This window comes from Sphingomonas sp. GC_Shp_5 (assembly GCF_026540855.1).
Taxonomy (GTDB): Bacteria; Pseudomonadota; Alphaproteobacteria; order Sphingomonadales; family Sphingomonadaceae; genus Sphingomonas.
Window position 1 is genome coordinate 246,294 of record NZ_JALNUP010000002.1, and the last position, 22,961, is coordinate 269,254.

The window sequence follows — 22,961 nt, forward strand, 5'->3', positions numbered from 1 at the left end:
CCTTCGATCAGGCTCGCTGCCGATGCGGCGGTAATGACGCGGCGATCATGGCGTGTACGCCTCATACGTGATCCTTCGTTGGTCTCGTGGCGCGGCTCAGTCGCGCATTGCTCCGCCAAAAATTGAAAGTCGCCAGGTGTCAGCTAACATCGCCTTGCCGACGCTTAGCCAAGCAGATGACAGAAGGAGGGTAGCATCTTTAGTTTTGTTTCCACTGGACCTTTCATTTGCTTGCGACTTCTTTACGTTGCATAATCAGCTGGTAGTAGATCGTGTCGGGAGAGTTAACCATGGCAACGCTGGCGATGATGTTGATGCTGCAGACCGGAGCAGCGGTAATGCCACCTATGGTTCAGACGGCTACCGCCTTGGTTGGAAAGGTTGATGCTAAGTCAGGCGATCCTGACGACACGATCGTCATCACGGCGCAGCGGCCCGAAGCAAGTGCTGCGGCGCTTGCGGCTTGTCTCGCTCGGCATTGCTCGCCGAAGGAGGATATTGCTGCCTCGCTGACGCATGCTGAAAATCAGTTTGTTGCCGGCGATTATCAAGGAAGCCGAACGACCTTACTTGCGGCACGGCATCGCAACAGTAAATATGCTGCGGAGCTACCGGTCGAAGTGTCAGATCTCCATCGCGCAAACGCTCGGCTAGCATCCGTCAGTGGATTAATAGATCCGGCTCGGATTGGATCCATCGATGCCGTGGATGCCCTAAAGAAGGGACTATCGGGGGATGATGTGCGAGTGTTCGCGCAGCGGCTGGAGGTGGGCGACGCAATGGCAAAGGAAGGCCGGCTCGATGGCGCGCTTCTCCACTATCGCTGGGTTGCGACCAAAGCCCGTCGGGCGCATCTTCCAGCTGTCGAGGGAATGGCGCTGTTTCGCAGCGCTGTACTGCTCTCCGCCGTGGCAAGTGTAGCACCGAGAGCGCGGCCAGACGCCCAACGCGCCATCGAGCGGATCGAAAACAATCCTGATCCTGCCTTTGCTCCCTATCGGAATGGCGTTCGGTTGATGAGGGTGCGACTGGCCAATGCCAAGGACAAGGACATTGCGCTGCAGAAGGCGATCGCGCAAATGGAGCCTGAGGATAGCGATCAGCCGACGCTGGCTTATGCCCCGGCGATCGACATGCAGGATGCCGTCTATGGAGCTGCCGTTGGCGACGACACGCCGCAATGGGCGGATGTCAGCTTCTGGATCGCGCCCGATGGAACGGTCAAGGACATCGATACGGTCCGTCAGTCGGATCACCTAAACGGACAGTGGCTTGAGGTGGCAACACGCGCGCTGCGCCAGCGCCGTTACCTTCCGCTCAAGGGGGCGGCCGATGCGCCGGGTGTGATGCGGGTCGAACGCTATTTGTTTGTGAGCGATAAGCAGAGCCCGACCGGATCGCGCATGACGTTCCGTGCCAATAAACGGCGTGTCGACATCGTCGATCTTACGCCTGTCGCCAAGGTGCAAGCCAAATCATCATAGCGTTAGCAGGACGCCGGTGTTGACCCGGCCGTCTTACCCCCAGTATTAGACCGCTCCGGGCGGCCCACGACGGGCCGCCCTTTCTCGTTTTCGAGAGGAGAAGGCCCGTGTCTACACCTGCGCTCATGCCCGTTTACCCACGGTGCGGGGTGCGTCCGGTGCGAGGCGAGGGGGTCTATCTGTTCGGCGAGGACGGCACCCGCTATCTCGATTTCGCGGCCGGGATCGCGGTCAACGCGCTCGGCCACGGCCATCCGAAGCTGGTCGAGGCGATCGCCACCCAGGCGGCGACGCTGATGCACGTTTCCAATCTCTACGGCTCGCCGCAGGGCGAGGCGTTCGCGCAGAAGCTGGTCGACACCACCTTCGCCGACACGGTGTTCTTCACCAACTCGGGCGCCGAAGCGGTGGAATGCGCGATCAAGACCGCACGCCGCTATCACTTCGCCAACGGCAATCCGCAGCGCCACACGCTGATCACCTTCCACAACGCCTTCCACGGGCGCACGCTCGGCGCGATCAGCGCGACCAACCAAGCCAAGATGCGCGACGGGTTCGAGCCGCTGCTGCCGGGTTTCGCCTACTCGCCATTCGACGATCTCGATGCGGCACTGGCGCTGATCGACGACACTACCGCCGGCTTCCTGGTCGAGCCGATCCAGGGCGAAGGCGGGTTGCGCCCCGCAAGCCCGGCCTTCCTCCAGGGCTTGCGCAAGGCATGCGACGAGCATGGCCTGCTGCTGGTGCTCGACGAGGTCCAGTGCGGCTATGGGCGCACCGGCAAGTTCTTCGCGCACGAACTATACGGCGTCACGCCCGATATCATGGCGGTAGCCAAGGGCATCGGCGGCGGCTTCCCGCTCGGCGCGTGCCTGGCGACTGAACAGGCCGCCAAGGGCATGGTGTTCGGCACCCATGGCTCCACCTATGGCGGCAACCCGCTGGCGATGGCCGCGGGCGAGGCAGTGTTCGAGGTGCTCCACGAGCCGGGCTTCCTCGAGCATGTCGAGCAGATGGGCCAACGGCTGCGCCAGGCGCTCGAACAGATGATCCCTAATCACGATCATCTGTTCGAGGAGGTCCGCGGCCACGGGCTGATGCTTGGCCTCAAGCTCAAGAGCGACGCACGCGCCTTCGTCGGCTTCCTGCGCGACGAGCATCAGCTGCTCACCGTCTCGGCGGGTGAGAACGTCGTGCGCCTGGTGCCGCCGCTCGTGATCGATGAAAGTCACATCGCCGAGGCGATCGAGAAACTGAGCAATGCCGCCCGGGTCTACGTTCCCGCCAGCGACGATTGAGCGATCTTCCCTCTCCCGGTGGAAGAGGGGTTTAGGGTAAATATCATGCGCCACTTCCTCAACCTCACCGATGCCGGTGCCGACGGCATTGCCGCGATGCTGGCCGATGCGATCGATCGAAAGGCCGCGCGCGCGGGTTGGCCCAAGGGCAAGGTCGATGCCGATGCCCCACTTGCCGGGCACGCGCTGGCGATGGTGTTCGAGAAAAATTCCACCCGCACCCGCGTCAGCTTCGACATGGCAATCCGCCAGCTCGGTGGCAGCTCAATCGTGATGGATGCCGGTACCATGCAGCTCGGCCGCGGCGAGAGCGTGGCCGATACCGCGCGCGTGCTGTCAGGCTATGCCGATGCGATCATGATCCGCACCGACGATCACGCCAAGGTGGAGGAGATGGCGCATTACGCCTCCGTGCCGGTGATCAACGGTCTCACCGATGCCTCGCATCCATGCCAGATCATGGCCGATCTGCTGACGATCATCGAGAGCGGCAAGGCGCTGCCCGGGCTCAAGGTGGCGTGGCTGGGCGACGGCAACAACGTGCTCGCATCGATCGTCGAGGCCTCGGCGCTGATGCAGTTCGACGTCGTTGCGGCCTGCCCGCAGGGGTTCCAGCTGGAGGAGCAGGCGATCGCCCGGGCGTCCGGCCGCGCGCGGGTGGTCGCCTCGCCGCAGGAAGCGGTGGAGGGCGCGGATATCGTCGTCACCGATACCTGGATCTCGATGGGCCAGGCGCATGCCGAGACCAAGCTCGCCGCGCTCGCGCCCTATCAGGTCGATGCGGCGCTGATGGCGCGCGCCAAGCCGGATGCGAAGTTCCTCCACTGCCTCCCCGCGCACCGCGGCGAGGAGGTCACCCCCGAGGTGATCGATGGCCCGCAATCGCTGATCTGGGCCGAGGCGGAGAACCGCTTGCACGCGCAGAAGGCCGTGCTGCGCTGGGTGTTTGGCCAGATCGGCTGACGCGGCGCGGCCGCCCCGAGCTGGTCGCCTTGACCCTGTTGATCCTGCGAGCATCGGTTCCCATTTGGGCGACATGCAAGAAACCACCATCGATCTGGATCGCGCGCTCGGCTTCGCGATCCCCTCTCGCAGCGCGCGTGGTCGTGTTGTTCGCCTCGGGCCGACGCTCGACGCGGTGCTCGCCGCCCATGCCTATCCCCCTGCGATCGAGGCGCTGCTCGCCGAGGCGCTGACGCTGGCCGCGCTGATCGGCTCGACACTCAAGGATCCCGCGGGCCAGCTGACCATGCAGACCCGCAGCGACAGCGGCGTCGTCCAGCTGCTGGTGTGCGACTATCGTGGCGGCGAGCTGCGCGGTTATATCCAATATGATGCCGAGAAGCTCGCCCAGGCGCCGGAGAAGCCGACGCTGTTCGCGCTGTTCGGCCAGGGCTATCTCGCCATCACCTTCGATCTCGCGACCAGCGGCGAGCGGTATCAGGGCATCGTTCCGCTCGACGGTGATACGCTCGCCGAGGCGGCGGAGAGCTATTTCATCCAGTCGGAGCAGATCCCGAGCCTGGTCCGTGTCGGTATCACCCGTGATGCCGACGGCCATACGATCGATGGCGGGCTGTTTCTCCAGCATCTACCCGAGGGAGAGGTCGGCCGCGAGCGGCTGCATACCCGGCTGGATCATCCCGAATGGGAGCATGTCGCTGCCCTCGGTGGCACCATGGGAGTGGACGAGCTCGCCGATCCGGCACTGCCGCTGGAAACGCTGGTGTGGCGATTGTTCAACGAGGAGCCGGAGGTGCGCGCTCTCGCCTCGACGCCGCTCAGCCGTGGCTGCCGCTGCAACGCCGAATATATTGCCGGGGTGCTCGCCAAATTCTCGGCCGAGGAGCGGCGCGAGATGGCGGACGAGCACGGCTTGATCCAGGTCGATTGCGCTTTCTGCTCGACCAAGTTTCCCGTTCCTGCAGAGGCGGTTGCGGCCGCATGACTCGATCCGTCCCGCTGCGCTCACCGGCTGCCGTTCCAGCTTGTTTCGGCGGGAACGGCGGGCGTTAACGCGCTTTTCACCTGCAGCCCTTAAGCGGGGTGAGTGCTTTCTTTCGGCACGCTTTTCTCCCTAAAGAGCTTTGCTCTTCCCTAAGGGCCGCGGACCACCGCGGCCCTTTCTTTTTGCGCGCGCTTGGCCTAGCGCCGCGCGGATCATGGCAACTCAACCTCAGGCCGCACCGCTGGCTGTCGTGCTCGTCTCCGGCGGGCTCGACTCGATGATCTCCGCCGCCAGCGCCTGTGAGGCCGGCTATCGGCTGCTCGCGCTGTCGATCGACTATAACCAGCGTCACCGCATCGAGCTCGCCGCCGCCGCCCGTGTCGCCGCCGCGCTCGGCGCCGAGCGCCACATCGTGCTGCCGCTCGATCTCTCCGCCTTTGGCGGCTCGGCACTGACCGACGATATCGACGTGCCCAAGGACGGCGTCGGCGCGGACGGCGGGGGGGGCATCCCGGTAACCTATGTGCCCGCGCGCAACACCATCTTCCTCAGCCTCGCGCTCGGCTGGGCCGAGGCGGCGGGCGCGCGCGACCTGTTCATCGGCGTCAACGCGCTCGATTATTCCGGTTATCCCGACTGCCGTCCCGAATTCATCGCCGCGTTCGAAGAGTTGGCGGAGATTGCCACCAAGGCGGGCGTCGAGGGCGAGCCGTTCAAGATCCACGCGCCGCTCCAGCACATGACCAAGGCGGACATCGTTCGAGAGGGTGCGCGGCTTGGGCTCGACATGGGGCTGAGCTGGTCGTGCTACGACCCCACGCCGGCGGGCGAGCATTGCGGGCTGTGCGACAGCTGCCGGCTGCGCGCCAAGGGCTTCGAGGAGGCAGGCGTCGCTGATCCCACGGTGTATGCCGTCAGGCCATGAGCTATGCCGTCAAGGAGATGTTCCTGACCCTGCAGGGCGAGGGGGTGAACGCCGGCGCCCGCGCGGTCTTCGTGCGCTTTGCCGGGTGCAATCTGTGGAGCGGCCGCGAGGCTGATCGGGCGACGGCGGTATGCCGCTTCTGCGACACCGACTTCGTTGGCACCGACGGGCTGGGCGGCGGCAAGTTCGCCGATGCCGCGGCACTGGTCGCGGCGGTGACGGGGTTCTGGGGTGAGGGCGCGGAAAACCGCTTTGTCGTTCTCACCGGCGGCGAGCCGATGCTGCAGATCGATGATGCCCTGGTGGGGGCGCTGCACGATGCCGGCTTCAGGATCGCGGTGGAGAGCAACGGCACGCTCGCGGCGCATCCGGGGCTTGATTGGATCTGCGTCAGCCCCAAGGCGGGCAGCACCGTCGTCCAGCGCACCGGCGACGAGCTCAAGCTGGTCTGGCCGCAGACCGGCAGCGATATCGACGAGATGGAAGGCTGGGCTTTCACCCACCGGCTTCTGCAGCCGCTCGACGATGCCAATCATGCCGCCAACACCGAGGCGGCGATCGCGGTGGTGATGGCGCGGCCGCACTGGCGCCTGACGCTGCAGACCCACAAGTTCCTGGGATTGCGCTAAGCGCTTCCCCGGAGGCCCTCGTCATCCCGGGCCACGCCCAGGATGACGATGATCAACGCCGCGAGACGATCAGCGAGCCGCAGTGGCGATGCCCGAGGGCGGCCAGCTGCTGACACCGCACTTCTTGGCCACCCAGCTGCCCTTCTTGTCCCAGCATTTGGGGTCGAGCACCGGCAGTGACGCGTAATCGCGGCGCAGATAGGTGGAGAAATGCTGCTCGCCATAGGGCACCAGGCTGTTGCGCAGTTCACGGATCCGCTCATGTGCGATCACGTTGAAGCTGCCGCGCGGGACGAACACCGCGTCGCGGCCGATCACGCTGGCGGTCTGGCAGAACCCATATTGTGCCGCGACCGTGGCATAGCCCGAATAGGTGCGGGTGCCGAACTGGTCGAGCGCCACCTGGCCCAGCGCCTTGGTCTTGGCGACGCGGTTGAAATATTTGGTGAGGGTGTCGAACGAGGCCTTGAGCTCGGCCTCATGATCCTTGATCACCGCATTGTAATTCGGGACGGTGAGCAGCGTCGGTTCGAACTGGCATTGCAGCGCCGCCACGTTCAGCGCGGCGCGCATGCTCCACATCACTGCGGCACGCCGTTCCGCCTCGGTCGACCCCGGTAGCGCCTGGCCGAGCCCTTCTTCGTCGCCGCGCACCACATCGCCGCGGAAATCGTGCGAGCGCAGGAAGAACTGCGCCGAGGCCGGCGCGGCTGCTGCCAGGCTCAAGGCCATGCCGCCGACGGCAAAGGCGCTACGCAACATCGTCATCTCAATCGATCCTCACCCGAAGTATTCGCCAGCGATTCTAGAGCCATTTGCCCGCTGACCCAATCCCCCATTAACGACAATCGCCGATCAGTCGACGCAGGCGCGCGCCAGGCCGCGGAACAAAGAAAAAGCCGCCCGGTTGCCCGGACGGCCGTTTCATCAACGTATTAATTCCCGAGTGGGAATTACATCGCGTTGGTGGTCGTGGTCGTGTTGGTGGTCATCATGGTGTCGTTACCCATGGCGCCCGTGTCGTTGGCCATCGCGCCACCGTTCATCGAACCGTCGACCGCGGTCATGTTGTCGGACATGGTGCCCATGTCGTCGGTCGTGTTCATGTCAGTGACCATGGTGTTCTCGGTCGTGGTCTCGGTCTTCGGACCGCAAGCCGAAACGGCCAGCGCGGCGCCGGCGATCAGCGAACCGGTCAGAACCTTGGAGATGAGTGCACGCATTGGAAGCTCCCTAGAAAGAGGATTTGGAGGCTTGCTGGCCCTTTTAATACCCAAATCGTGGTGGACATTAATTCGATAAGCCCACGCCCTCAAGCCCCGTTTTCAAGGTCGCAAGAAAGAGTATCGAGGAAAGGCTCGGCGGTGAACGCCAGCGCGGCGTCGAAAGTTGCAAGATCGGTGTCGTTTCCGAGCGCTTTGAGGCTGGTGACGGCGAAATCCGGCAGCCCGCATGGCACGATCCCGCCGAAATGGCCGAGGTCAGGGGCGACGTTGACCGAGAAGCCGTGCAGCGTGACCCAGCGCCGTACCCGCACCCCGATCGCCCCGATCTTGGCTTCCTCGCCGCCGTCGCGCGTCCAGATGCCCACGCGGCCTTCGGCGCGAAACGCGTCGACGCCAACCCGCGCCAGCGCCGCGATCACCCAGCCTTCGACGCCATGGACGAAGCAGCGCACATCGCGACCACGCTTGTTGAGATCGAGCACGAGATAGCCGATCCGCTGGCCGGGACCATGGTAGGTATATTTGCCGCCTCGCCCGGTGGCGATCACTGGAAAGCGCGGGTCGATCAGGTCGGCGGCATCGGCGCTGGTACCCGCGGTGTAGACCGGCGGATGCTCGAGCAGCCAGATCAGTTCGCGCGCCTCGCCCGCCAGCACCGCAGCGGCGCGCGCCTCCATCGCGGCGAGCGCCTCCTCGTAAGGGGTCAGCCCCGGCGTCACCCGCCATTCGATCCCGTCGAGCCCGGGTATGTCCGTCGTCGTCACCCGGCCCATCTGGGCCACGGGCACCGCGCTTGCAAGCGATGGCCAAGCGACGGCGCTTGGGCTAATCGCACCGCGGGAAGGCACTGGGCAGACGGGGGTAGCCAATGGTCAAGATGGGCAATGTATGGGATCGCACCAGCGAGGTGCTGAGCGGCCGGGCAGGAATGCTCGCCGGCATCGCCGTGCCCACGCTGCTGGTGCCGACGATCGTGCGTGATGCCTATGTTGCCTACGCGACGCCGGGCACGGTGAGCTTCGCGCTGGTCGGCGGTCTGCTGTCGATCGTGGTGCTGGTGGTCATGCTGTGGGGGGAGCTGGCGATCATCGCCGCTGCGAGCCATCCGACCACCGGCCGCACCGAGGCGCAGGCGCTGGCGAGCAAGCGGCTGCTGCCGCTGATCGGCGTATCGTTGGTGCTTGGCCTGATCATCACCTTGCTGTTCGTGCCGGCACTCGTCGCTCTTGGCGCCTCGGGGATGGATTGGCGAGCGATGGCTGCCGGTGCGATGCCAGCGGCCGCCCGGCCCGGGGCGCTGGCGTTCGCCGGCCTCTACAGCTTCGTGGCAGGCATCATCGCCTTCTTCGTGTTCGCTCGCCTCGCCGTGCTGAATGCGGTGGTGCTCCACGAGCAGCGCGGGCTCGGCGCGTTGCGCCGCAGCTGGCAGCTGACGCGGGGCCACACTTGGCGCATCGTCGGCGTCCTGATCCTGTTCAGCATCGTCTTCGGCATTGCCGTGATGGCGGCGAGCTCGGTGTCCGGCCTGATCTTCCGCCTGATCCTCGGCAGCGACGCCACCGCCACCGTGACCTTCCTTGCAGGCGTCGTCGGCTCGATCGTCAGCACCATCTTCACGACCATCGCGCTGGCATTCGTCGCCCAGCTCTACGTCGCCTTTGTAGCCAGGCAGCCATTACCCGCATGAAGATCACCTTTGCCGGCGTGCTCGCCGATGCCTGGGCGCTGCTGCGCCGCGACGCGGGGCTGCTGCTGCGGGTGGTGCCGCCGTTTCTGTTCCTGCCGGCCTATGCGCTCACCTTGTTCGTGCCGCCGATGCCGATGCCCGAGCAGGCGATCGCCGATGCACAGACGCGCGCCGAAACCTGGACCAATGCGGTCTCGGTGTGGGTGCAGGGCTATGGCCTCGGCTTCTTCCTGGCTTATGCGCTCGCCTATTACGGGCTTGCCGTGATCATGATGCTTTACGTCGATCCGACGCGGCCCGCGGTCGGCACCGCGATGAAGCGTGCGCTCGTTCTTTATCCGCGCTTCTTCCTGGCGATGATGCTGGTCTCGATACCGGCAGGCTTGGGCATGTGGGTGCTGGTGATCCCGGGGCTGTACGTGCTCGGGCGGACGATGCTCACCGCGCCGGTACTGGTCGCCGAGCAGCCGATCGGCGCCTGGCAGGCGATCCGCCGCTCGCTGTCGCTCACCCGCGGGCAGGGGCTGTCGCTGATGGGGTTGGCGGCATTCGGTTATCTGGTCGGGCTGCTCGCCGGCCAGCCGTTCCTGCTTGCTGACACGGCTTTGCGGGAAGGCGGCGGGGGCAATCCGATTGCGGTGGCGCTAGTCGATGCAGCCGCGGCTGCGGTGGCGATGGCGACCCAGCTCGGTCTCGCGCTGATCGCGATCTGCGCCTATCGCCGGCTGGCGCGTTAGCCGAGCAGCGGGATCTGCGGCGCGGCTTCGCGCGGCAGCAGCCCAAGCAGGCGCGGATCGGGAAATGTCTCGATCGTCCGCCTGACCGCGGTAAAACCCTGTGCGCGGTAGAAGTTGAGCGCCGACGGGTGATCGAGCGTACAGGTATTTACCGTCAGCCGCGTCGTCCCCGGCAACCAGGCGCGCATCAGCGCCTCGGCCATCAGCCACCGGCCAATGCCCTTGCCGGCCAGCTCCGGGACCAGACCGAAATAGGTGAGGTCGCACGACCCCGGCAGGCGATGATCGAGCTCGAGCAGGCCGACCTCGATACCGGCGCGATCGACCACCGCATGGACGCCGATCGCCGGATGATGGATGATCGCCGCCAGCGCGTCATCGGCCATCGCCAGCCGCGAGTACCACAGCCACGGCCCGCCCACCCGGCGGAACAGCGTGCGGTAATGGTCGAGTTCCGGCTTTGCCCAGGTCACCAGCCGCAGCGGGGCGGCGGGCAGGGGGCGCAGCGGCGGTCGCCGAGTCATCTCCAGCGTGGTCACCACCGTCGCCAGCTCGCCGGCAGTGACCGCGATCAATCCCATGTCGCCACCGGTGGCAGGCTCATCAGGATCGCGTCGATATTGCCACCGGTCTTGAGCCCGAACAGCGTGCCGCGATCATACACCAGGTTGAATTCGGCATAGCGGCCGCGCCACGCCAGTTGCGCGGCGATGTCGTCGGTCGTGAACGGCAGCCCCATCCGGCGGCGGACGATGCGCGGATAGGCATCCAGGAACGCCTCGCCGACATCGCGGGTGAAGGCGAAGTTGGCGTCGAAATCGCCTTCGAGATGATCGTAGAAGATGCCGCCGACGCCGCGGTGGACCTGGCGGTGGGGGATGTAGAAATACTCGTCCGCCCAATCCTTGAACCGCGGATAGTGGGCCGGGTCGTGCGCATCGCACGCCGCCTTCAGCGTCGCGTGGAAATCGTCGGTATCCTCGGGGATCGGCAGCGGCGGGTTGAGATCGGCGCCGCCGCCGAACCAGCGTTTGGTGGTGACCAGGAAGCGTGTGTTCATGTGCACCGCGGGCACGTACGGATTGGCCATGTGCGCGACCAGGCTGATCCCGGTCGCGAAGAAGCGCGGATCCTCGCCGGCACCATGGATGGTGCGGCCGAACTCGCCCTCGAAGGTGCCGCCGACGGTGGAGACGTTGACCCCCACCTTCTCGAACACCTTGCCCTTCATCAATCCGCGGGTGCCACCGCCACCCGGCTCGCCGCTGGGATCGATCCGGTCCCAGGGCGTATAGGCGAACGATGCGTCGGAGCCGGCCTCGCGCTCGATCGCCTCGAAGGTGGCGCAGATGCGGGTGCGCAGACCCTCGAACCAGCTACGGGCGGCGGACTGTTCGTGATCGAGGTGCAGCATCGCGGCGCCATAGCGGGATGCGCCGGACAAAGTCGAGTTGCGCCGCCGCCGGCCGACTCACCGTCGGCCAGACGACGCTGGCGCCTCAGGCGGTGCGCAGGCGCAGCGGGGTGCGTGTGACGGTGCCCGTCAGGATGTTCTTGCCGAACGCGGTACGCATGGTTTCGGCGGCATCGCCGTTCATCAGCACCACGCGGGTCCCGCCGGACGGGAGGGACTCGATCGCGCTGATCGTGACGTCGTGCTTGCGGCACAGGGCAACGACCTGCTGTTCGGTAGACTTGACGTTGATGGCGCGGGACATGCAGCTTCCTCGACTTGAGCGGGAGCGCGACATTATCTCTCAGTCAGGCCGTGCTCAACGAGGGGACCCAATGGCGTCGTTATGCGCCATCGAGCGCCAAAACACAAGGACTTACCCTTGCTGCAAGGGCTGCTCGTCGGGCCATCCGCCGGTCTGGCGCAGCGCCTCGGCGGCGATGATCGCGGCCGAGGCGGCGACGTTGAGCGAGCGCAGGCCGGGGCGCATCGGCACCCGCACGCGCAGATCGGCGCGGTCGTGTACCGCCTGCGGCACGCCTGCGCTCTCCGATCCGAACAGCAACACGTCGCTCGCGGCGAACGTCGTCTGCGGCAGCGGCTGCGCGCCCGCGGTGGTCGCAAGCACGATCCGGCCGTCGACGGTGGCCAGAAACGCCTCCCAGTCGACATGACGGCTCACCGTGATCGCCGCCGCATAGTCCATCCCGGCACGCGCGAGTCCGCGATCACCCCAAGGAAAGCCGGTCGGTTCGATCACGTCCACCGCCACCCCGAAGCAGGCCGCGGTGCGCAGAATGGTGCCGAGATTGCCGGCGATGTCGGGTTGGTACAGAGCGATCCTCATTGCTCGTGCCACTACAGCGTCGCACCCCGCCTCGCAAAATGAAGTTGGCAAAGGCGATTGCTGCCGTCTATCACTTCGCCATCCTGACGTGGGGACGGCAGGGTCGGCGGGGGCCTGGACCGTTAACGGCAAGGCTCTCGACCTCATAAAGATAATAAAGGCTGAGGCTTATGGTGAGTGAGAGCACGGTCCCACCCGGTGAATCGCCGGAACCGTTCGACGAACATGCATCTGATCCTCGCCGTCGTGATTTCATCAACATCGCTGCCGTATCCTTTGCCGGGGTCGGCGTGATCGCGATCGTGCTGCCACTCATCAACCAGATGAACCCGTCGGCCGACGTGCTGGCGCAATCGACCACCGAGGTCGACATTTCCAAGATCGCGCCCGGCCAGGCGATCAAGGCGAGCTTCCGCAAGCAGCCGCTGTTCGTCCGCAACCTCACCCCGGCCGAGATCGCTGAAGCCAACAAGGTAGACATCGCCAGCCTGCGCGACCCGCAGACGCTCGCCCAGCGAACCAAGCCGGGCAAGGAGAATTGGCTGATCACGCTCGGCGTCTGCACCCACCTTGGCTGCGTGCCGCTCGGCGCCGGCGAGGGCGAGAACAAGGGACCGTTCGGCGGCTATTTCTGCCCCTGCCATGGTTCCGCCTACGACACTGCGGCGCGGATCCGCCAGGGGCCGGCGCCCAAGAACCTTGCGGTGCCCGATTACACGTTTAATTCCGACACGCTCGTGACGGTTGGTTGAGGTAGCGACAGATGAGCTTTCCCTGGGCCAAACACTATCAACCCAAGCAGCCGCTGATGCGGTGGCTCGATGAGAAGCTGCCGATGCCGCGGCTCGTCTACAATGCCGTCGGCGCGGGTTATCCGGTGCCACGCAACCTCAACTATTTCTGGAACTTCGGGGTGCTCTCGGGCGCGGCGCTGGCGATCCAGATCGTCACCGGCATCGTGCTGGCGATGCATTTCGCCGCCAATTCCGGCGTCGCCTTCGGCTCGATCGAGAGCATCATGCGCGATGTCAACGCCGGCTGGTTCCTGCGCTACGCCCATGCCAACGGTGCCTCGATGTTCCTGTTCGTGGTCTATGTGCACATCGGCCGCGGCCTCTATTACGGCTCGTACAAGGCGCCGCGCGAGATGGTGTGGCTGCTGGGCGTCGTCATCTTCCTGCTGATCATGGCCACCGCGTTCATGGGCTATGTGCTGCCCTGGGGGCAGATGAGCTTCTGGGGCGCGCAGGTGATTACCGGCTTCTTCTCGGCAATACCGCTGGTCGGCGACAGCATCCGCATCTGGCTGCTCGGCGGCTTCGCGCCGGATAATGCCACGCTCAACCGCTTCTTCTCGCTCCACTATCTCCTGCCGTTCGTGATCGCTGGCGTGATCGTGCTCCACATCTGGGCGCTCCATATCCCCGGCTCGAACAACCCGACCGGCGTCGAGGTCAAGGGCGAGCAGGATACCGTGCCGTTCCATCCCTATTACACTGCCAAGGATGCGGTGGGGCTTGGCGTGTTCATGCTCGTGTTCGCGGCGCTGATCTTCTTCAGTCCGAACCTGCTCGGCCACCCGGACAATTACATCGAGGCCAATCCGCTCTCGACGCCGGCGCACATCGTGCCCGAATGGTATTTCCTGCCCTTCTACGCAATCCTCAAGAGCTTCACCGCCAATTTCATCCTGCCCGCCAAGCTGTGGGGCGTGCTGGCGATGTTCGGCTCGATCCTGCTGCTGTTCTTCCTGCCGTGGCTGGATAGCTCGCCAGTGCGCTCGGCCAATTACCGGCCCGTGTATCGCGTGTTCCTGATCATCCTGCTCATCGACATTTTGGTGCTCGGTTATGTCGGCGGCGCCGAGGCGACCGCGAAGAACGTCATGCTCGGCCAGGTCGCGGCGGCTTATTATTTTGCCCACTTCCTGATCATCCTGCCCTGGGTGGCGCGCGCCGAGCGGCCACGGCCGTTGCCCTTCTCGATCACCGAAGCGGTGCTGGCAAAGCAGGGCGGCACCAGCCCGGCCAAAAGCGCGGCGCAAGCCTGAACCGACTGGGGGATCAACCACTCATGCCTCGCATCATCGCCTCGCTGATCGGCGTAGTCTTCGTGTTCGTGCTCGGACTCGCGCTGTTCGGCACGATCAGGACCGCTATCACCGAGCCGGCACCGGAAACCGCCGAGCACGTCTTCCACCTGCATCCCCAGTCGATCGGGCTGTCGTCCGACGGTTTCTTCGGCAAGTTCGACCGGCGCCAGGTGCAGCGCGGCTTCCAGGTGTACAAGGAGGTCTGCTCGGCCTGCCACAGCCTCAAGTTCGTGTCGTTCCGCGACCTCACCAAGATCGGCTATTCCGAGGCTGAGGTGAAGGCGATCGCCAATCAGTGGGTGATCGAGCAGCCGACGATCAACCCCGACACCGGCGAGGCGACGACGCGCAAGAACGTGCCGAGCGATCGGTTCCCGTCGCCCTTCGCCAATGAGGTCGCCGCCCGCGCCGCCAACAACAATGCACTGCCGCCCGACCTGTCGCTGATGGCCAAGGCACGCGAGGATGGCCCCAACTACATCCACGCGCTGATCACCGGCTATCGTGCCCAGCCGGCGGCGCTGCTCAAGGAGTTCCCCGGCGCCAAGACCCCGCAGGGCCTTCACTACAACCCGTATTTCGCCAATCTCAACATCGCCATGCCGCCACCGCTGACCGCCGACAACCAGGTCGCCTATGCCGATGGCACCAAGGCAAGCGTCGACCAGATGGCACGCGACGTGTCGGCATTCCTGACCTGGACGGCCGAACCCAACCTGGAGTCGCGCCACGCCGCCGGCTTCGGGGCGATCATCTTCCTGGTGATCTTCTGCTTCCTCGCCTGGGGCGCCTATCAGAACGTCTGGCGCGACGTGAAGCATTGAGGGCAGCGCCGTCATCCCGGCTACGCCCGGGATTGCGCGCAGCGGGCGGCGAGGGTCTTTCCCTCGCCGCCCGTCGCACGCTAGGGAGGTGGTCATGAACGATGACCTCGCGGCACTGATCCGCACCATCCCGGACTTCCCCAAGCCCGGTATCCAGTTCCGCGACATCACCACGCTGTTGCTCGACAAGGCCGGGTTTGCCGCCACGATCGAGCGGATGGCGGCGGCGACCCGCGGGCCGGTGGACCTGGTTGCCGGCATCGAGGCGCGGGGCTTCATCTTCGCCGCGGCACTGGCGGTGCCGCTCGATGCCGGCGTGCTGCTGATCCGCAAGGACGGCAAGCTCCCCGGGGCGACGATCGGCGAAGATTATGCGCTTGAATATGGCGAGGACCGGATCGTGATGCACGAGGATGCGCTGGTTCCCGGCCAGCGCGTGCTGCTGGTCGACGATTTGATCGCGACCGGGGGCACCGCGCGTGCCGCGGTGCGGCTGCTGCGCAAGGCGGGTGCGGTGCTCGAGCAGGCTCAATTCGTTATCGATCTGCCAGAACTCGGAGGCGCCGAGGCCTTGCGCGGCGACGGCATCGCAGTGGATTCGCTGATCGCCTTTGCCGGTCATTAACGGTTCAGGCGGAACCTGCGATAGACCGCCCTCGTTGAACGACGATCGGCGCGTATCCAGCCTGCCTAGCGAGCTTTTGCCAAGCCAGCCCGCCACGCGCCTCTCATGTGTTTGGGAGAGCACCATGTTTTTGAAGCGTTTAGGGCTTGCTGCCCTGATCATTGGTGCCGGCATCGGTACCGCCGGCTGCACCGACGGCTATGGCTATAGCGGCGTCGGCGTCGGCTATGGGCCGGCAGGCTATGCCGACGGCTATTATGACGGTGGCTACGGCGGTTATGGCGGCGGCTTTGGCGACGGTTATTATGGCGGCGACCCCTATTATGGGGGCTATGGCTCGTCCTATTTCGGCTGGTACGGCGACTATTATTATCCCGGCACCGGCATCTACGTCTATGATCAGTATCGTCGGCCGTTCCGCTGGAATGATGGCCAGCGGCGCTACTGGCAGGGGCGCCGTGGCGCCGGCGGTCGCGGCAATGGCGGATTCCAGAACAACTGGAACGGCTTCAACCGCGGCGATCGTGGCCCCGGCGGCCCGGGATTCCAGGGCAATCGCGGTCCCGGTTTCCAGGGCAACCGCGGACCTGGCGGCTTCCAGGGCCGTCCGCGCGGTGACGGTGGCCGTGGCGGCTTCAATCGTGGCAACGGTGCTGCTGCGGTGACGCAGGGCGCGGACGCGACGCCGCAGGCGGTGGCGCCTGCGGCAGCGCCGCAGGCCCGGGGCAATGGTGGGTTCCGTGGCGGCGGTGGTGGCTATCGCGGCGGCCCCCGCGGCGGCGGCCGCGGCAGCCGCCGCTAGGGTCTACGGGCGGCCGTTGAGCTGGATCGGTGGGCCGTCACCCAACACGTTCGGGGTGACGGCTCATCCAGACGCGGCTCGAGCCTCAGGCCGGTCGTGTCGCCACCATCAGGTTCGATACGAAGGTCATCACCGCCACGTCGTCCTGATTGAACACGGTCATCCGGCTCTTCAGCAGCCCCATTTCGGGCCGGCTTGCCGATCGTCGTGCGTCGAGCACCTCCGTTTCGCAGCGCAAGGTATCGCCCGGATATACCGGTCGCAGCCATCTCAGCTCGTCGAGCCCAGGCGAGCCGAGACCTGCGTGGCCGATCGCGGTCGAATGCTCCACCAGCATCGCCATGGTCATCGCACAGGTGTGCCAGCCGCTCGCCGACAGCCTGCCGAAATGGGTCGCAGCCGCGGCTTGGTCGGAGAGGTGGAAGGGTTGCGGATCGTAGCGTTCAGCGAACGCGATCACCTCCTCGCGGGTCACGGCATAACGGCCGAAGCTCGCCGTGTCGCCGACGGCGATATCCTCGAAATATTGCATGCCGTGCTCTCCAAGTCTCCGCGAGGCTACACCCTTCTTTGGCAAAGGTGCAGCCCCGCCGAACGCGTCATCGGCGGAGCACGCCCCTGAACGGCGCATCGTCGCCGTCGAGCCGATCGCCCGCCGGCAGGCCCAGCAGGTCGCGCAGCAGCGGCGCAATATCGGTGTTGTCGAAGCTCGCCAGCGTCTTGCCCCGCGCGAACGCCGGGCCGTTGGCGAGGAACAATGCCGCCATGTCGGGCGCCCGATTGTCATAGCCGTGCATGCCGCCGCTGCCGGCCGTGGTCGGCGCGGTCTTCAGCACCATCCAGCCGGGTTCGGCGAGGCAGATATAGGGCGGGATGCGCGGATTGGTGCCATAGCGCAGCCGTGCCGGCACTTCGCTTTTGCGCCAGCAGGTCAGATGGGCGTGCGGGCGCAGCAGTGCCTTTGCCACCGCGGCGTCGCGGCCGGGCATGGGGAACAGCGTCGCATAGGGTCCGGTCTCCACCAGCCGGTAATCGGCGGGATCCTCCAGCTGGTCCATGGCGATGGTCCGGTCACTGCTGGTCGCCGCCATGCCGTGATCGGCGACGATCACCAGATTGGCCGGCTGGCCGAGCCCGGCGAGGCCCTGCACCAGCCGCCCGATCTGCGCGTCCACCCCGGCCACGGCCTCGGTAGTTTCCGGCGCCTGCGGGCCATGGGCATGGCCGGCGCTGTCGACCGTGTCGAAATAGAGCGTGATGAACCGCGGGCGGGTGGCGGCCGGCCGGCGCAGCCAATCGATCACCGCATCCACCCGCTGTGCGCCGGTCACCGCTTGGTTGAACTGCTGCCAATCCTCGGGCCGGGTCGCACCGGCGATCGCGCCATGGCTGTTGGGGATCGGCGTGCCGCCCCAGCCGACATTGGCGCCCGGCCAGAACATTGTCGCGGTGCGGATACCGGCCTTCTCGGCGCTGACCCAGATCGGCTCGGCGGCATTCCACCAGAACGGATCGTCGGTCGCCATGGTGAAGGTCTCGCCGGGGCGTGACGGATCCTCCATCTTGTTGCCGACGATGCCATGGTGATCGGGCACCTTGCCGGTGACCAGCGTCCAATGGTTGGGGAAGGTGACGGAGGGGAAGGATGGGCGCATCGACGCCGAGACGCCGGCGGCGGCGAGAGCGTTGAGGTTCGGGGTCACGCCGCGGTTGCGATAATCGGGGCGGAAGCCGTCAATCGAGACCAGGATCGTCACCGGCGCACGAGCCTCGGCAGGCGCCGCGGCGGTGGCGACATAGGGTGCCGGCTGGGTGACGGGGCCCAGCGCGGGGGGCGTATAGGGATAGGCGCAGGCGCCGAGCGACAGGGCGAGGGCGAGCAGGGGCAGGTTCTTCACTGGACAGCGTCCCGATCAGGGGTGGGGGCGCCCGCCCTCTAGGCGCGCGGCGAGGGCGGGGGAAGGGCTTGCTGGCCTTGTCAGATCCCCAGCGCGAACTTGGCGAACAAGGTCCAGCTGACGGGATCGCCATAGGCCGTGTCCAGCGCCGCCGGCTTGGCATAGCCTGCCACCGTGCCGCCGAGCGCGACCCCCAGCGGCCCGCTGATCCGCAATCGATAGGCGTAGCCCGCCTCCACCTTCGTCACCCGGAACTTGGCATCGTGGAGCGGGCTCGCCTCGTCCGGGAACAGCTCGTCGTTGGCGACATTCTCCACCCGGCCGAAGATCACATGGTGGCGGTCGATCTCCCAGCTGGCCTCGCCGAGCCACGCGCTCAGCGCCCGGCCGGGCAGCCGGTCCTTCAGCGCATAGGCAACCGTCGTGGCCAGCCCGCCGGTGGCATATTGCACGCTGGCGGTGGTCCGCGCCTCGTCCTCGCCCGGATGCTGTTCCTCCGGGCTGTCGAGCCGGCCGTGGCTGACCTGCACCGCCCAATGCGGCGAGGGCGTCCAACTGCCGCGCACGCTCCACGAATCGAGCGCCGGCGTCTCGATGTCCCAGCGATGCTCGTCGGGTTCGCGGCCGCGGAATGCCGAGGCTTCGAGCTGGAAGGCCGACGCCGCATAGCCGGCGGTCACCACGCCATAGGTGATATGCGTCGAATCGAACCAGTGATGGCTGATCGGCGACATCGGCAAGTAGCGCGCCGAGCCGCGGTGCATGAACGCGCTCGGCCCCAGCGCCGGCTCGCCGACCGGGGCTGCATAGACGAACAGGCTGTCGCCGCTGCCCAGCCGATAATCGACCCGCGCCGACAGCTCCATCATCAGGTCGTGCGGGTGCTGGCGATCGACCAAGGGCGCGCCATCGGCGACCTCGCCGGTTGCGAACAGATTGGGAAAACCGCGCTGGCCCATCGCTGGCTCAAGGCTCGCCATGCCGCGCAATTGAAGGTGGAGGCGATCGCTTAGGTCGGTGTCGCCCATCAACATCGCCATCGACTCGATAAACGCCGCCGACGCGCCGCGCGGGCCGCCCTGGTCGGTCGCGACGCCCCAGGCATAACCGTGCGCCATCAGCATCCAGTTGCCGGCGTAGATCATCTTGCCTCGCATGGCGCCTTCGTCGGCGGGCAGCCGCGCGGTGCCCGACCCTTGCACATAGGCGCCGCTGCCGATCATGGCCGCCATGCCGCCGAGGTCGTCGGCCATCCCGGCCATCGGCGTTTGATGCGCCATGCCGCCCATCGCCGGCATCGGCATGGCCATGCCCTCCTGATGCTCGTGGTCCTGCGCCGCCGCCATCGTCGGCAACAGCGCGGCGGCGGCTACGGCCGCCAGCCATCGTGTCTTGATCATCAAAAACTCCGCTCGAATGAGGAACGCCCCCGGGGGCGGGTCATTCAGGCGAAGCGGGGTGGGCGCCGTGCGGGCAGCGTGTCGCCGCCGAGATCGAGCCGCACCGGCACCGCGTGCGGGATCAGCGTCGGCACGAGCAGCGGCGGCAGGATGCGCGCGGCCAGCCAGTCTGACGGCGGAATGCAGCCGATGCAGCCGTGCGCCGGGATCGCCCTGGGGTGACCGTCACCCGGCATCGGCATCGCATGATAGCTCGTCGCCGCCAGCGCCGCGTCGTGGCAGGCCGCAGGCGCCGCGGTCGGCACCGCAAAAATCGCCAGCATCAGGGCAAGGATCAGGCGCATTACCACGCCCCGGAGAATAGCCCGCGCGGGGCGGCGGGACAAGCGGCGTCACTCAGGCGCTTGCCCCAGGCCTGCGGCAGCGAGTGTGGAGACCGTCGGCGCCAGGCAGCCAACGTTCCCCACGCCAGCCGGATCACACGTTGAAGCGGAACAGCATCACGTCGCCGTCATGGACGACATATTCCTTGCCTTCCTGGCGCAGCTTGCCGGCGTCGCGCGCGCCGGTTTCGCCGTTACAGGCGATGTAATCGTCATAGGCGATCGTCTCGGCGCGGATGAAGCCGCGCTCGAAATCGGTGTGGATCTCGCCCGCGGCCTGCGGCGCCTTGGCGCCGGCATGCACCGTCCAGGCGCGTGCCTCCTTGGGGCCGACGGTGAAGAAGGTGAGCAGCTGGAGCAACTTGTAGCCTGCGGTGATCACCCGCGCGAGCCCGGTCTCCTCCAGCCCGAGCTCGGCGAGGAAGTCGCCGCGATCCTCGGCTGGCATTGTCGCGATCTCGGCTTCGATCGCCGCCGAGACGACCACCGCCTCGGCACCCTCGGCCTTTGCCTTCTCGAATACCTTGGCCGACAGAGCATTGCCCTTGGCGGCATCGCCCTCGTCGACGTTGCACACATAGAGCACCGGTTTGGCGGTGATCAGCTGCGCCTGCGCAAACACGCGCTCTTCCTCGACATCCTTGGGCTTGGTCAGCCGCGCCGGCTTGCCCTCGCGGAGCAGTTCGAGCGCCTGGCCGAGCACCGCCGCGCCGATCTTGGCTTCCTTGTCGCCCTGCTGGCCCTTCTTGATCAGATTGGGGACGCGCTTCTCGAGGCTCTCGAGGTCGGAGAGCATCAGCTCGGTCTCGACCGTCTCGGCATCGGCGATCGGATCGACCTTGCCCTCGACATGGGTGACGTCGGTCTCGGTAAAGCAACGCAGCACGTGGACGATCGCGTCCACTTCGCGGATGTTGCCGAGGAACTGGTTGCCGAGGCCCTCGCCCTTGGAGGCACCGCGCACCAGCCCGGCGATGTCGACGAAGGCGAGCTGCGTCTCGATGATCTTGGCCGAACCGGCGATGGCGGCGAGCTTGTTGAGCCGCTCGTCCGGCACCGCGACGTTGCCGACGTTGGGCTCGATCGTGCAGAACGGATAATTGGCGGCCTGTGCCGCCGCCGTTTCGGTGAGCGCGTTGAAGAGAGTGGACTTGCCGACATTTGGCAGGCCCACGATGCCGCAGCGGAAACCCATGGCTTGGCCTTCGATTGATCTGAAAGCGGGCGCCTTACCGGGCGGGGCCGCCGTTGGCCAGCCGTTCCCGGTCGCCCGAGGCAGGCTGATGCCACTCGCAACGGCTCGTCGCTGAGCGGGAACGTCTTGTCGCAATGTTGCAAGCCCGTAACCAACCTCCATGGGTTGGCCACCAAAGCCATGTTACGCGGGTAGCCGGACCGATGGGGATCGGACCAGCGCCGCTGATGCCGGAGAGCATATGCGATTTATCGGGGACGTTGCCATTGTTGTAGCCTGTGTCGCGGCGGTACCCGCGGCTGCGCAACATGGTCCACGCCCGTTCGACGATCACCAGCCGCTCGATCCGGCGCGCGAGGCAGCCCGCGCGCCAAACACGCTGACCCTGGCGCGGTCAAGCGAGACCTCGTCAGCCATCGCGGCACGATTTCGGGTCCGCACCAATGTCGCCACCGTGCCGCAGGGACCGCTCGGCGCGCGGGACCGCGTTCACCAGCGGCTTGCCGGCTCGATGATCGATTTCTACCCGGTGGACGGCAAGGGCTTCCGGGTCTCCGCGGGCAGCCGCTTCTACGATGTCCGGGGCGCCTCCAGCGGTGGCGCGATCGCGGGCCCCGACGCCAGCGCGCGGGCGCTGCTCGCGGTGCCGCGGACGGCGACCGCGCCCACCGCCAAGGCCGGGCTCAAGCGCTCCACCCCGGCGCTGACCATGGGCTATGCCGGCACCGTGGGCGCTTCCACCAACGTCGGGCTCGAACTCGGCGCGATGAAAGGCAGGGCCTATGCCGGCACCGCCGATCAAGGCGCGCACGACGGCGATGGCAGCAAGGTCAATCCGGTTGTCAGTCTGGTCATCGGCCGCCACTTCTGACGTTCCGGCTGTAGCTTCCCGGCGTGAGCCGCGAGCATGAGGGCGGCCGAGAGACAGCCCTAATGCCCCCGGACGCCGATCTCACGCCGCCGCCGACCGGTGCTTGCCCAGCGCGTTAGCCGCATCCGCCAGGTGATAGGCCACCCCGGCGAGCACGTCGTCAAGCGCGCCCTGCGCGAGCCCTCCGAACACGCTGTCGCGCGGGCTGAACTTCTTGGGCGGCCAGGGGAAGGGGAAGGGCAGGTCGGTCCACGGCGGACCGTCGGACTCGGCATTGCTGATTACCTCGTCGGCACCACGGCGGATCAGGTTGATGGCAAGATCCCGGACATCGGTTTGCAGTCGCTCGGCACGAATATGCAAGGCGAGATCGCGAATGACCTCGCCGGCGATCACCTTGGTGATGTCGCCCGACAGAAGCGGGCCGGGCTGGCCAGGGCCGCCGTCGACATAATATCCCTTGATGATCTGGTAGAGCGTCTCCGCTCGCGACAATATGGCAGAGGGGGTATGGTTGGACATGACCGAGTCTCCGTCGTTTGTTGATGGATGCCGATGGGCTACCATCAATGCGGGTGTTCGCGCGGTGAGATAGGTCCAGTTTGACCCAAGCACTGGTCGTCGATTGACCTGGCAA

27 protein-coding genes are annotated in these 22,961 nt (G+C 66.2%); 14 read left to right on the forward strand and 13 right to left on the reverse strand.

The annotated features are described in order from the left end of the window. Positions 1-290: 290 nt before the first annotated feature. The 6 genes from OXR60_RS03205 to queE all read left to right on the forward strand — a co-directional run bounded on the left by OXR60_RS03205 (position 291) and on the right by queE (position 6,284). A complete protein-coding gene (locus OXR60_RS03205; RefSeq protein ID WP_267393966.1) occupies positions 291-1,484 on the forward strand; it encodes a hypothetical protein in 1,194 nt (397 codons plus the stop codon). A gap of 107 nt (positions 1,485-1,591) precedes the next feature. Next, positions 1,592-2,782 (forward strand): aspartate aminotransferase family protein, encoded by a 1,191-nt coding sequence (locus OXR60_RS03210; protein WP_267393967.1) that lies wholly within the window; start codon positions 1,592-1,594, stop codon positions 2,780-2,782. Between the two features lie 45 nt (positions 2,783-2,827). Continuing rightward, on the forward strand, positions 2,828-3,745 hold the full coding sequence (gene argF, locus OXR60_RS03215; protein ID WP_267393968.1) for an ornithine carbamoyltransferase: 918 nt from the start codon (positions 2,828-2,830) through the stop codon (positions 3,743-3,745). A gap of 73 nt (positions 3,746-3,818) precedes the next feature. Continuing rightward, positions 3,819-4,730, forward strand: coding sequence for an Hsp33 family molecular chaperone HslO (locus OXR60_RS03220; protein WP_267393970.1), 912 nt, complete (start codon positions 3,819-3,821; stop codon positions 4,728-4,730). Positions 4,731-4,944: 214 nt separating this feature from the next. After that, positions 4,945-5,655: a 7-cyano-7-deazaguanine synthase QueC gene (gene queC, locus OXR60_RS03225; RefSeq protein WP_267393972.1), complete on the forward strand. Its 711-nt coding sequence runs from the start codon at positions 4,945-4,947 to the stop codon at positions 5,653-5,655. Beyond that, the gene (queE, locus tag OXR60_RS03230) at positions 5,652-6,284 is read left to right on the forward strand and encodes a 7-carboxy-7-deazaguanine synthase (RefSeq protein ID WP_267393974.1); all 633 of its coding nucleotides are present in this window, start codon (positions 5,652-5,654) and stop codon (positions 6,282-6,284) included. Before queC ends, queE begins: the two co-directional genes overlap by 4 nt. 69 nt (positions 6,285-6,353) lie before the next feature. Here queE and OXR60_RS03235 read toward each other — a convergent pair whose 3' ends face one another. The 3 genes from OXR60_RS03235 to lipB form a co-directional block, all read right to left on the reverse strand. Next, entirely contained in the window at positions 6,354-7,052 is a 699-nt protein-coding gene (locus OXR60_RS03235; protein WP_267393976.1) for a hypothetical protein, read from the reverse strand. Positions 7,053-7,237: 185 nt separating this feature from the next. Then, positions 7,238-7,507: a hypothetical protein gene (locus tag OXR60_RS03240; RefSeq protein ID WP_267393978.1), complete on the reverse strand. Its 270-nt coding sequence runs from the start codon at positions 7,505-7,507 to the stop codon at positions 7,238-7,240. A gap of 89 nt (positions 7,508-7,596) precedes the next feature. Then, a complete protein-coding gene (lipB, locus tag OXR60_RS03245) occupies positions 7,597-8,283 on the reverse strand; it encodes a lipoyl(octanoyl) transferase LipB (protein ID WP_267394087.1) in 687 nt (228 codons plus the stop codon). Between the two features lie 95 nt (positions 8,284-8,378). Between lipB and OXR60_RS03250 the strand changes: the two genes are divergently transcribed. Beyond that, entirely contained in the window at positions 8,379-9,197 is an 819-nt protein-coding gene (locus OXR60_RS03250; RefSeq protein ID WP_267393980.1) for a glycerophosphoryl diester phosphodiesterase membrane domain-containing protein, read from the forward strand. Beyond that, positions 9,194-9,934: a hypothetical protein gene (locus OXR60_RS03255; protein ID WP_267393982.1), complete on the forward strand. Its 741-nt coding sequence runs from the start codon at positions 9,194-9,196 to the stop codon at positions 9,932-9,934. Before OXR60_RS03250 ends, OXR60_RS03255 begins: the two co-directional genes overlap by 4 nt. Here OXR60_RS03255 and OXR60_RS03260 read toward each other — a convergent pair. The 4 genes from OXR60_RS03260 to OXR60_RS03275 form a co-directional block, all read right to left on the reverse strand. Continuing rightward, on the reverse strand, positions 9,931-10,515 hold the full coding sequence (locus tag OXR60_RS03260; protein ID WP_267393984.1) for a GNAT family N-acetyltransferase: 585 nt from the start codon (positions 10,513-10,515) through the stop codon (positions 9,931-9,933). The genes OXR60_RS03255 and OXR60_RS03260 overlap by 4 nt on opposite strands. Then, positions 10,506-11,348, reverse strand: coding sequence for an oxygen-dependent coproporphyrinogen oxidase (gene hemF / locus OXR60_RS03265; RefSeq protein ID WP_267393986.1), 843 nt, complete (start codon positions 11,346-11,348; stop codon positions 10,506-10,508). The genes OXR60_RS03260 and hemF overlap by 10 nt, the downstream gene beginning before the upstream one ends. 85 nt (positions 11,349-11,433) lie before the next feature. Continuing rightward, complete coding sequence (locus OXR60_RS03270; RefSeq protein ID WP_267393988.1) at positions 11,434-11,652, reverse strand: hypothetical protein; 219 nt, start codon at positions 11,650-11,652, stop codon at positions 11,434-11,436. Positions 11,653-11,763: 111 nt separating this feature from the next. Continuing rightward, on the reverse strand, positions 11,764-12,234 hold the full coding sequence (locus tag OXR60_RS03275; protein ID WP_267393989.1) for a TrmH family RNA methyltransferase: 471 nt from the start codon (positions 12,232-12,234) through the stop codon (positions 11,764-11,766). 170 nt (positions 12,235-12,404) lie between these two features. On the opposite strand from OXR60_RS03275, the gene petA reads away from it, so the two are divergent. The 5 genes from petA (at position 12,405) to OXR60_RS03300 (ending at position 16,577) form a co-directional block, all read left to right on the forward strand. Continuing rightward, entirely contained in the window at positions 12,405-12,986 is a 582-nt protein-coding gene (gene petA, locus OXR60_RS03280) for a ubiquinol-cytochrome c reductase iron-sulfur subunit (RefSeq protein ID WP_267393990.1), read from the forward strand. Positions 12,987-12,997: 11 nt separating this feature from the next. Beyond that, a complete protein-coding gene (locus OXR60_RS03285) occupies positions 12,998-14,284 on the forward strand; it encodes a cytochrome b N-terminal domain-containing protein (protein WP_267393992.1) in 1,287 nt (428 codons plus the stop codon). 23 nt (positions 14,285-14,307) lie between these two features. Beyond that, on the forward strand, positions 14,308-15,150 hold the full coding sequence (locus OXR60_RS03290; RefSeq protein WP_267393994.1) for a cytochrome c1: 843 nt from the start codon (positions 14,308-14,310) through the stop codon (positions 15,148-15,150). A gap of 94 nt (positions 15,151-15,244) precedes the next feature. Then, on the forward strand, positions 15,245-15,775 hold the full coding sequence (locus OXR60_RS03295) for an adenine phosphoribosyltransferase (RefSeq protein ID WP_267393996.1): 531 nt from the start codon (positions 15,245-15,247) through the stop codon (positions 15,773-15,775). 124 nt (positions 15,776-15,899) lie between these two features. Then, the gene (locus OXR60_RS03300) at positions 15,900-16,577 is read left to right on the forward strand and encodes a hypothetical protein (RefSeq protein ID WP_267393999.1); all 678 of its coding nucleotides are present in this window, start codon (positions 15,900-15,902) and stop codon (positions 16,575-16,577) included. A gap of 85 nt (positions 16,578-16,662) precedes the next feature. Here OXR60_RS03300 and OXR60_RS03305 read toward each other — a convergent pair whose 3' ends face one another. The 5 genes from OXR60_RS03305 to ychF form a co-directional block, all read right to left on the reverse strand. Next, positions 16,663-17,109, reverse strand: coding sequence for a MaoC family dehydratase (locus OXR60_RS03305; protein ID WP_267394000.1), 447 nt, complete (start codon positions 17,107-17,109; stop codon positions 16,663-16,665). Positions 17,110-17,176: 67 nt separating this feature from the next. Continuing rightward, on the reverse strand, positions 17,177-18,475 hold the full coding sequence (locus OXR60_RS03310; RefSeq protein WP_267394002.1) for an alkaline phosphatase family protein: 1,299 nt from the start codon (positions 18,473-18,475) through the stop codon (positions 17,177-17,179). An 80-nt stretch (positions 18,476-18,555) separates the two neighbouring features. Next, complete coding sequence (locus OXR60_RS03315) at positions 18,556-19,875, reverse strand: hypothetical protein (protein ID WP_267394004.1); 1,320 nt, start codon at positions 19,873-19,875, stop codon at positions 18,556-18,558. A 44-nt stretch (positions 19,876-19,919) separates the two neighbouring features. Further along, complete coding sequence (locus OXR60_RS03320) at positions 19,920-20,198, reverse strand: hypothetical protein (RefSeq protein ID WP_267394006.1); 279 nt, start codon at positions 20,196-20,198, stop codon at positions 19,920-19,922. 154 nt (positions 20,199-20,352) lie between these two features. Continuing rightward, the gene (gene ychF, locus OXR60_RS03325) at positions 20,353-21,453 is read right to left on the reverse strand and encodes a redox-regulated ATPase YchF (protein WP_267394008.1); all 1,101 of its coding nucleotides are present in this window, start codon (positions 21,451-21,453) and stop codon (positions 20,353-20,355) included. A gap of 241 nt (positions 21,454-21,694) precedes the next feature. On the opposite strand from ychF, the gene OXR60_RS03330 reads away from it, so the two are divergent. Continuing rightward, positions 21,695-22,324: a hypothetical protein gene (locus OXR60_RS03330; RefSeq protein ID WP_267394010.1), complete on the forward strand. Its 630-nt coding sequence runs from the start codon at positions 21,695-21,697 to the stop codon at positions 22,322-22,324. A gap of 81 nt (positions 22,325-22,405) precedes the next feature. Here the strand turns inward: OXR60_RS03330 and OXR60_RS03335 are convergent, their stop codons facing one another. Further along, positions 22,406-22,846 carry a hypothetical protein gene (locus tag OXR60_RS03335; RefSeq protein ID WP_267394011.1) on the reverse strand — a complete coding sequence of 147 codons (441 nt, stop codon included), beginning with the start codon at positions 22,844-22,846 and terminating at the stop codon, positions 22,406-22,408. Positions 22,847-22,961 lie beyond the last annotated feature (115 nt).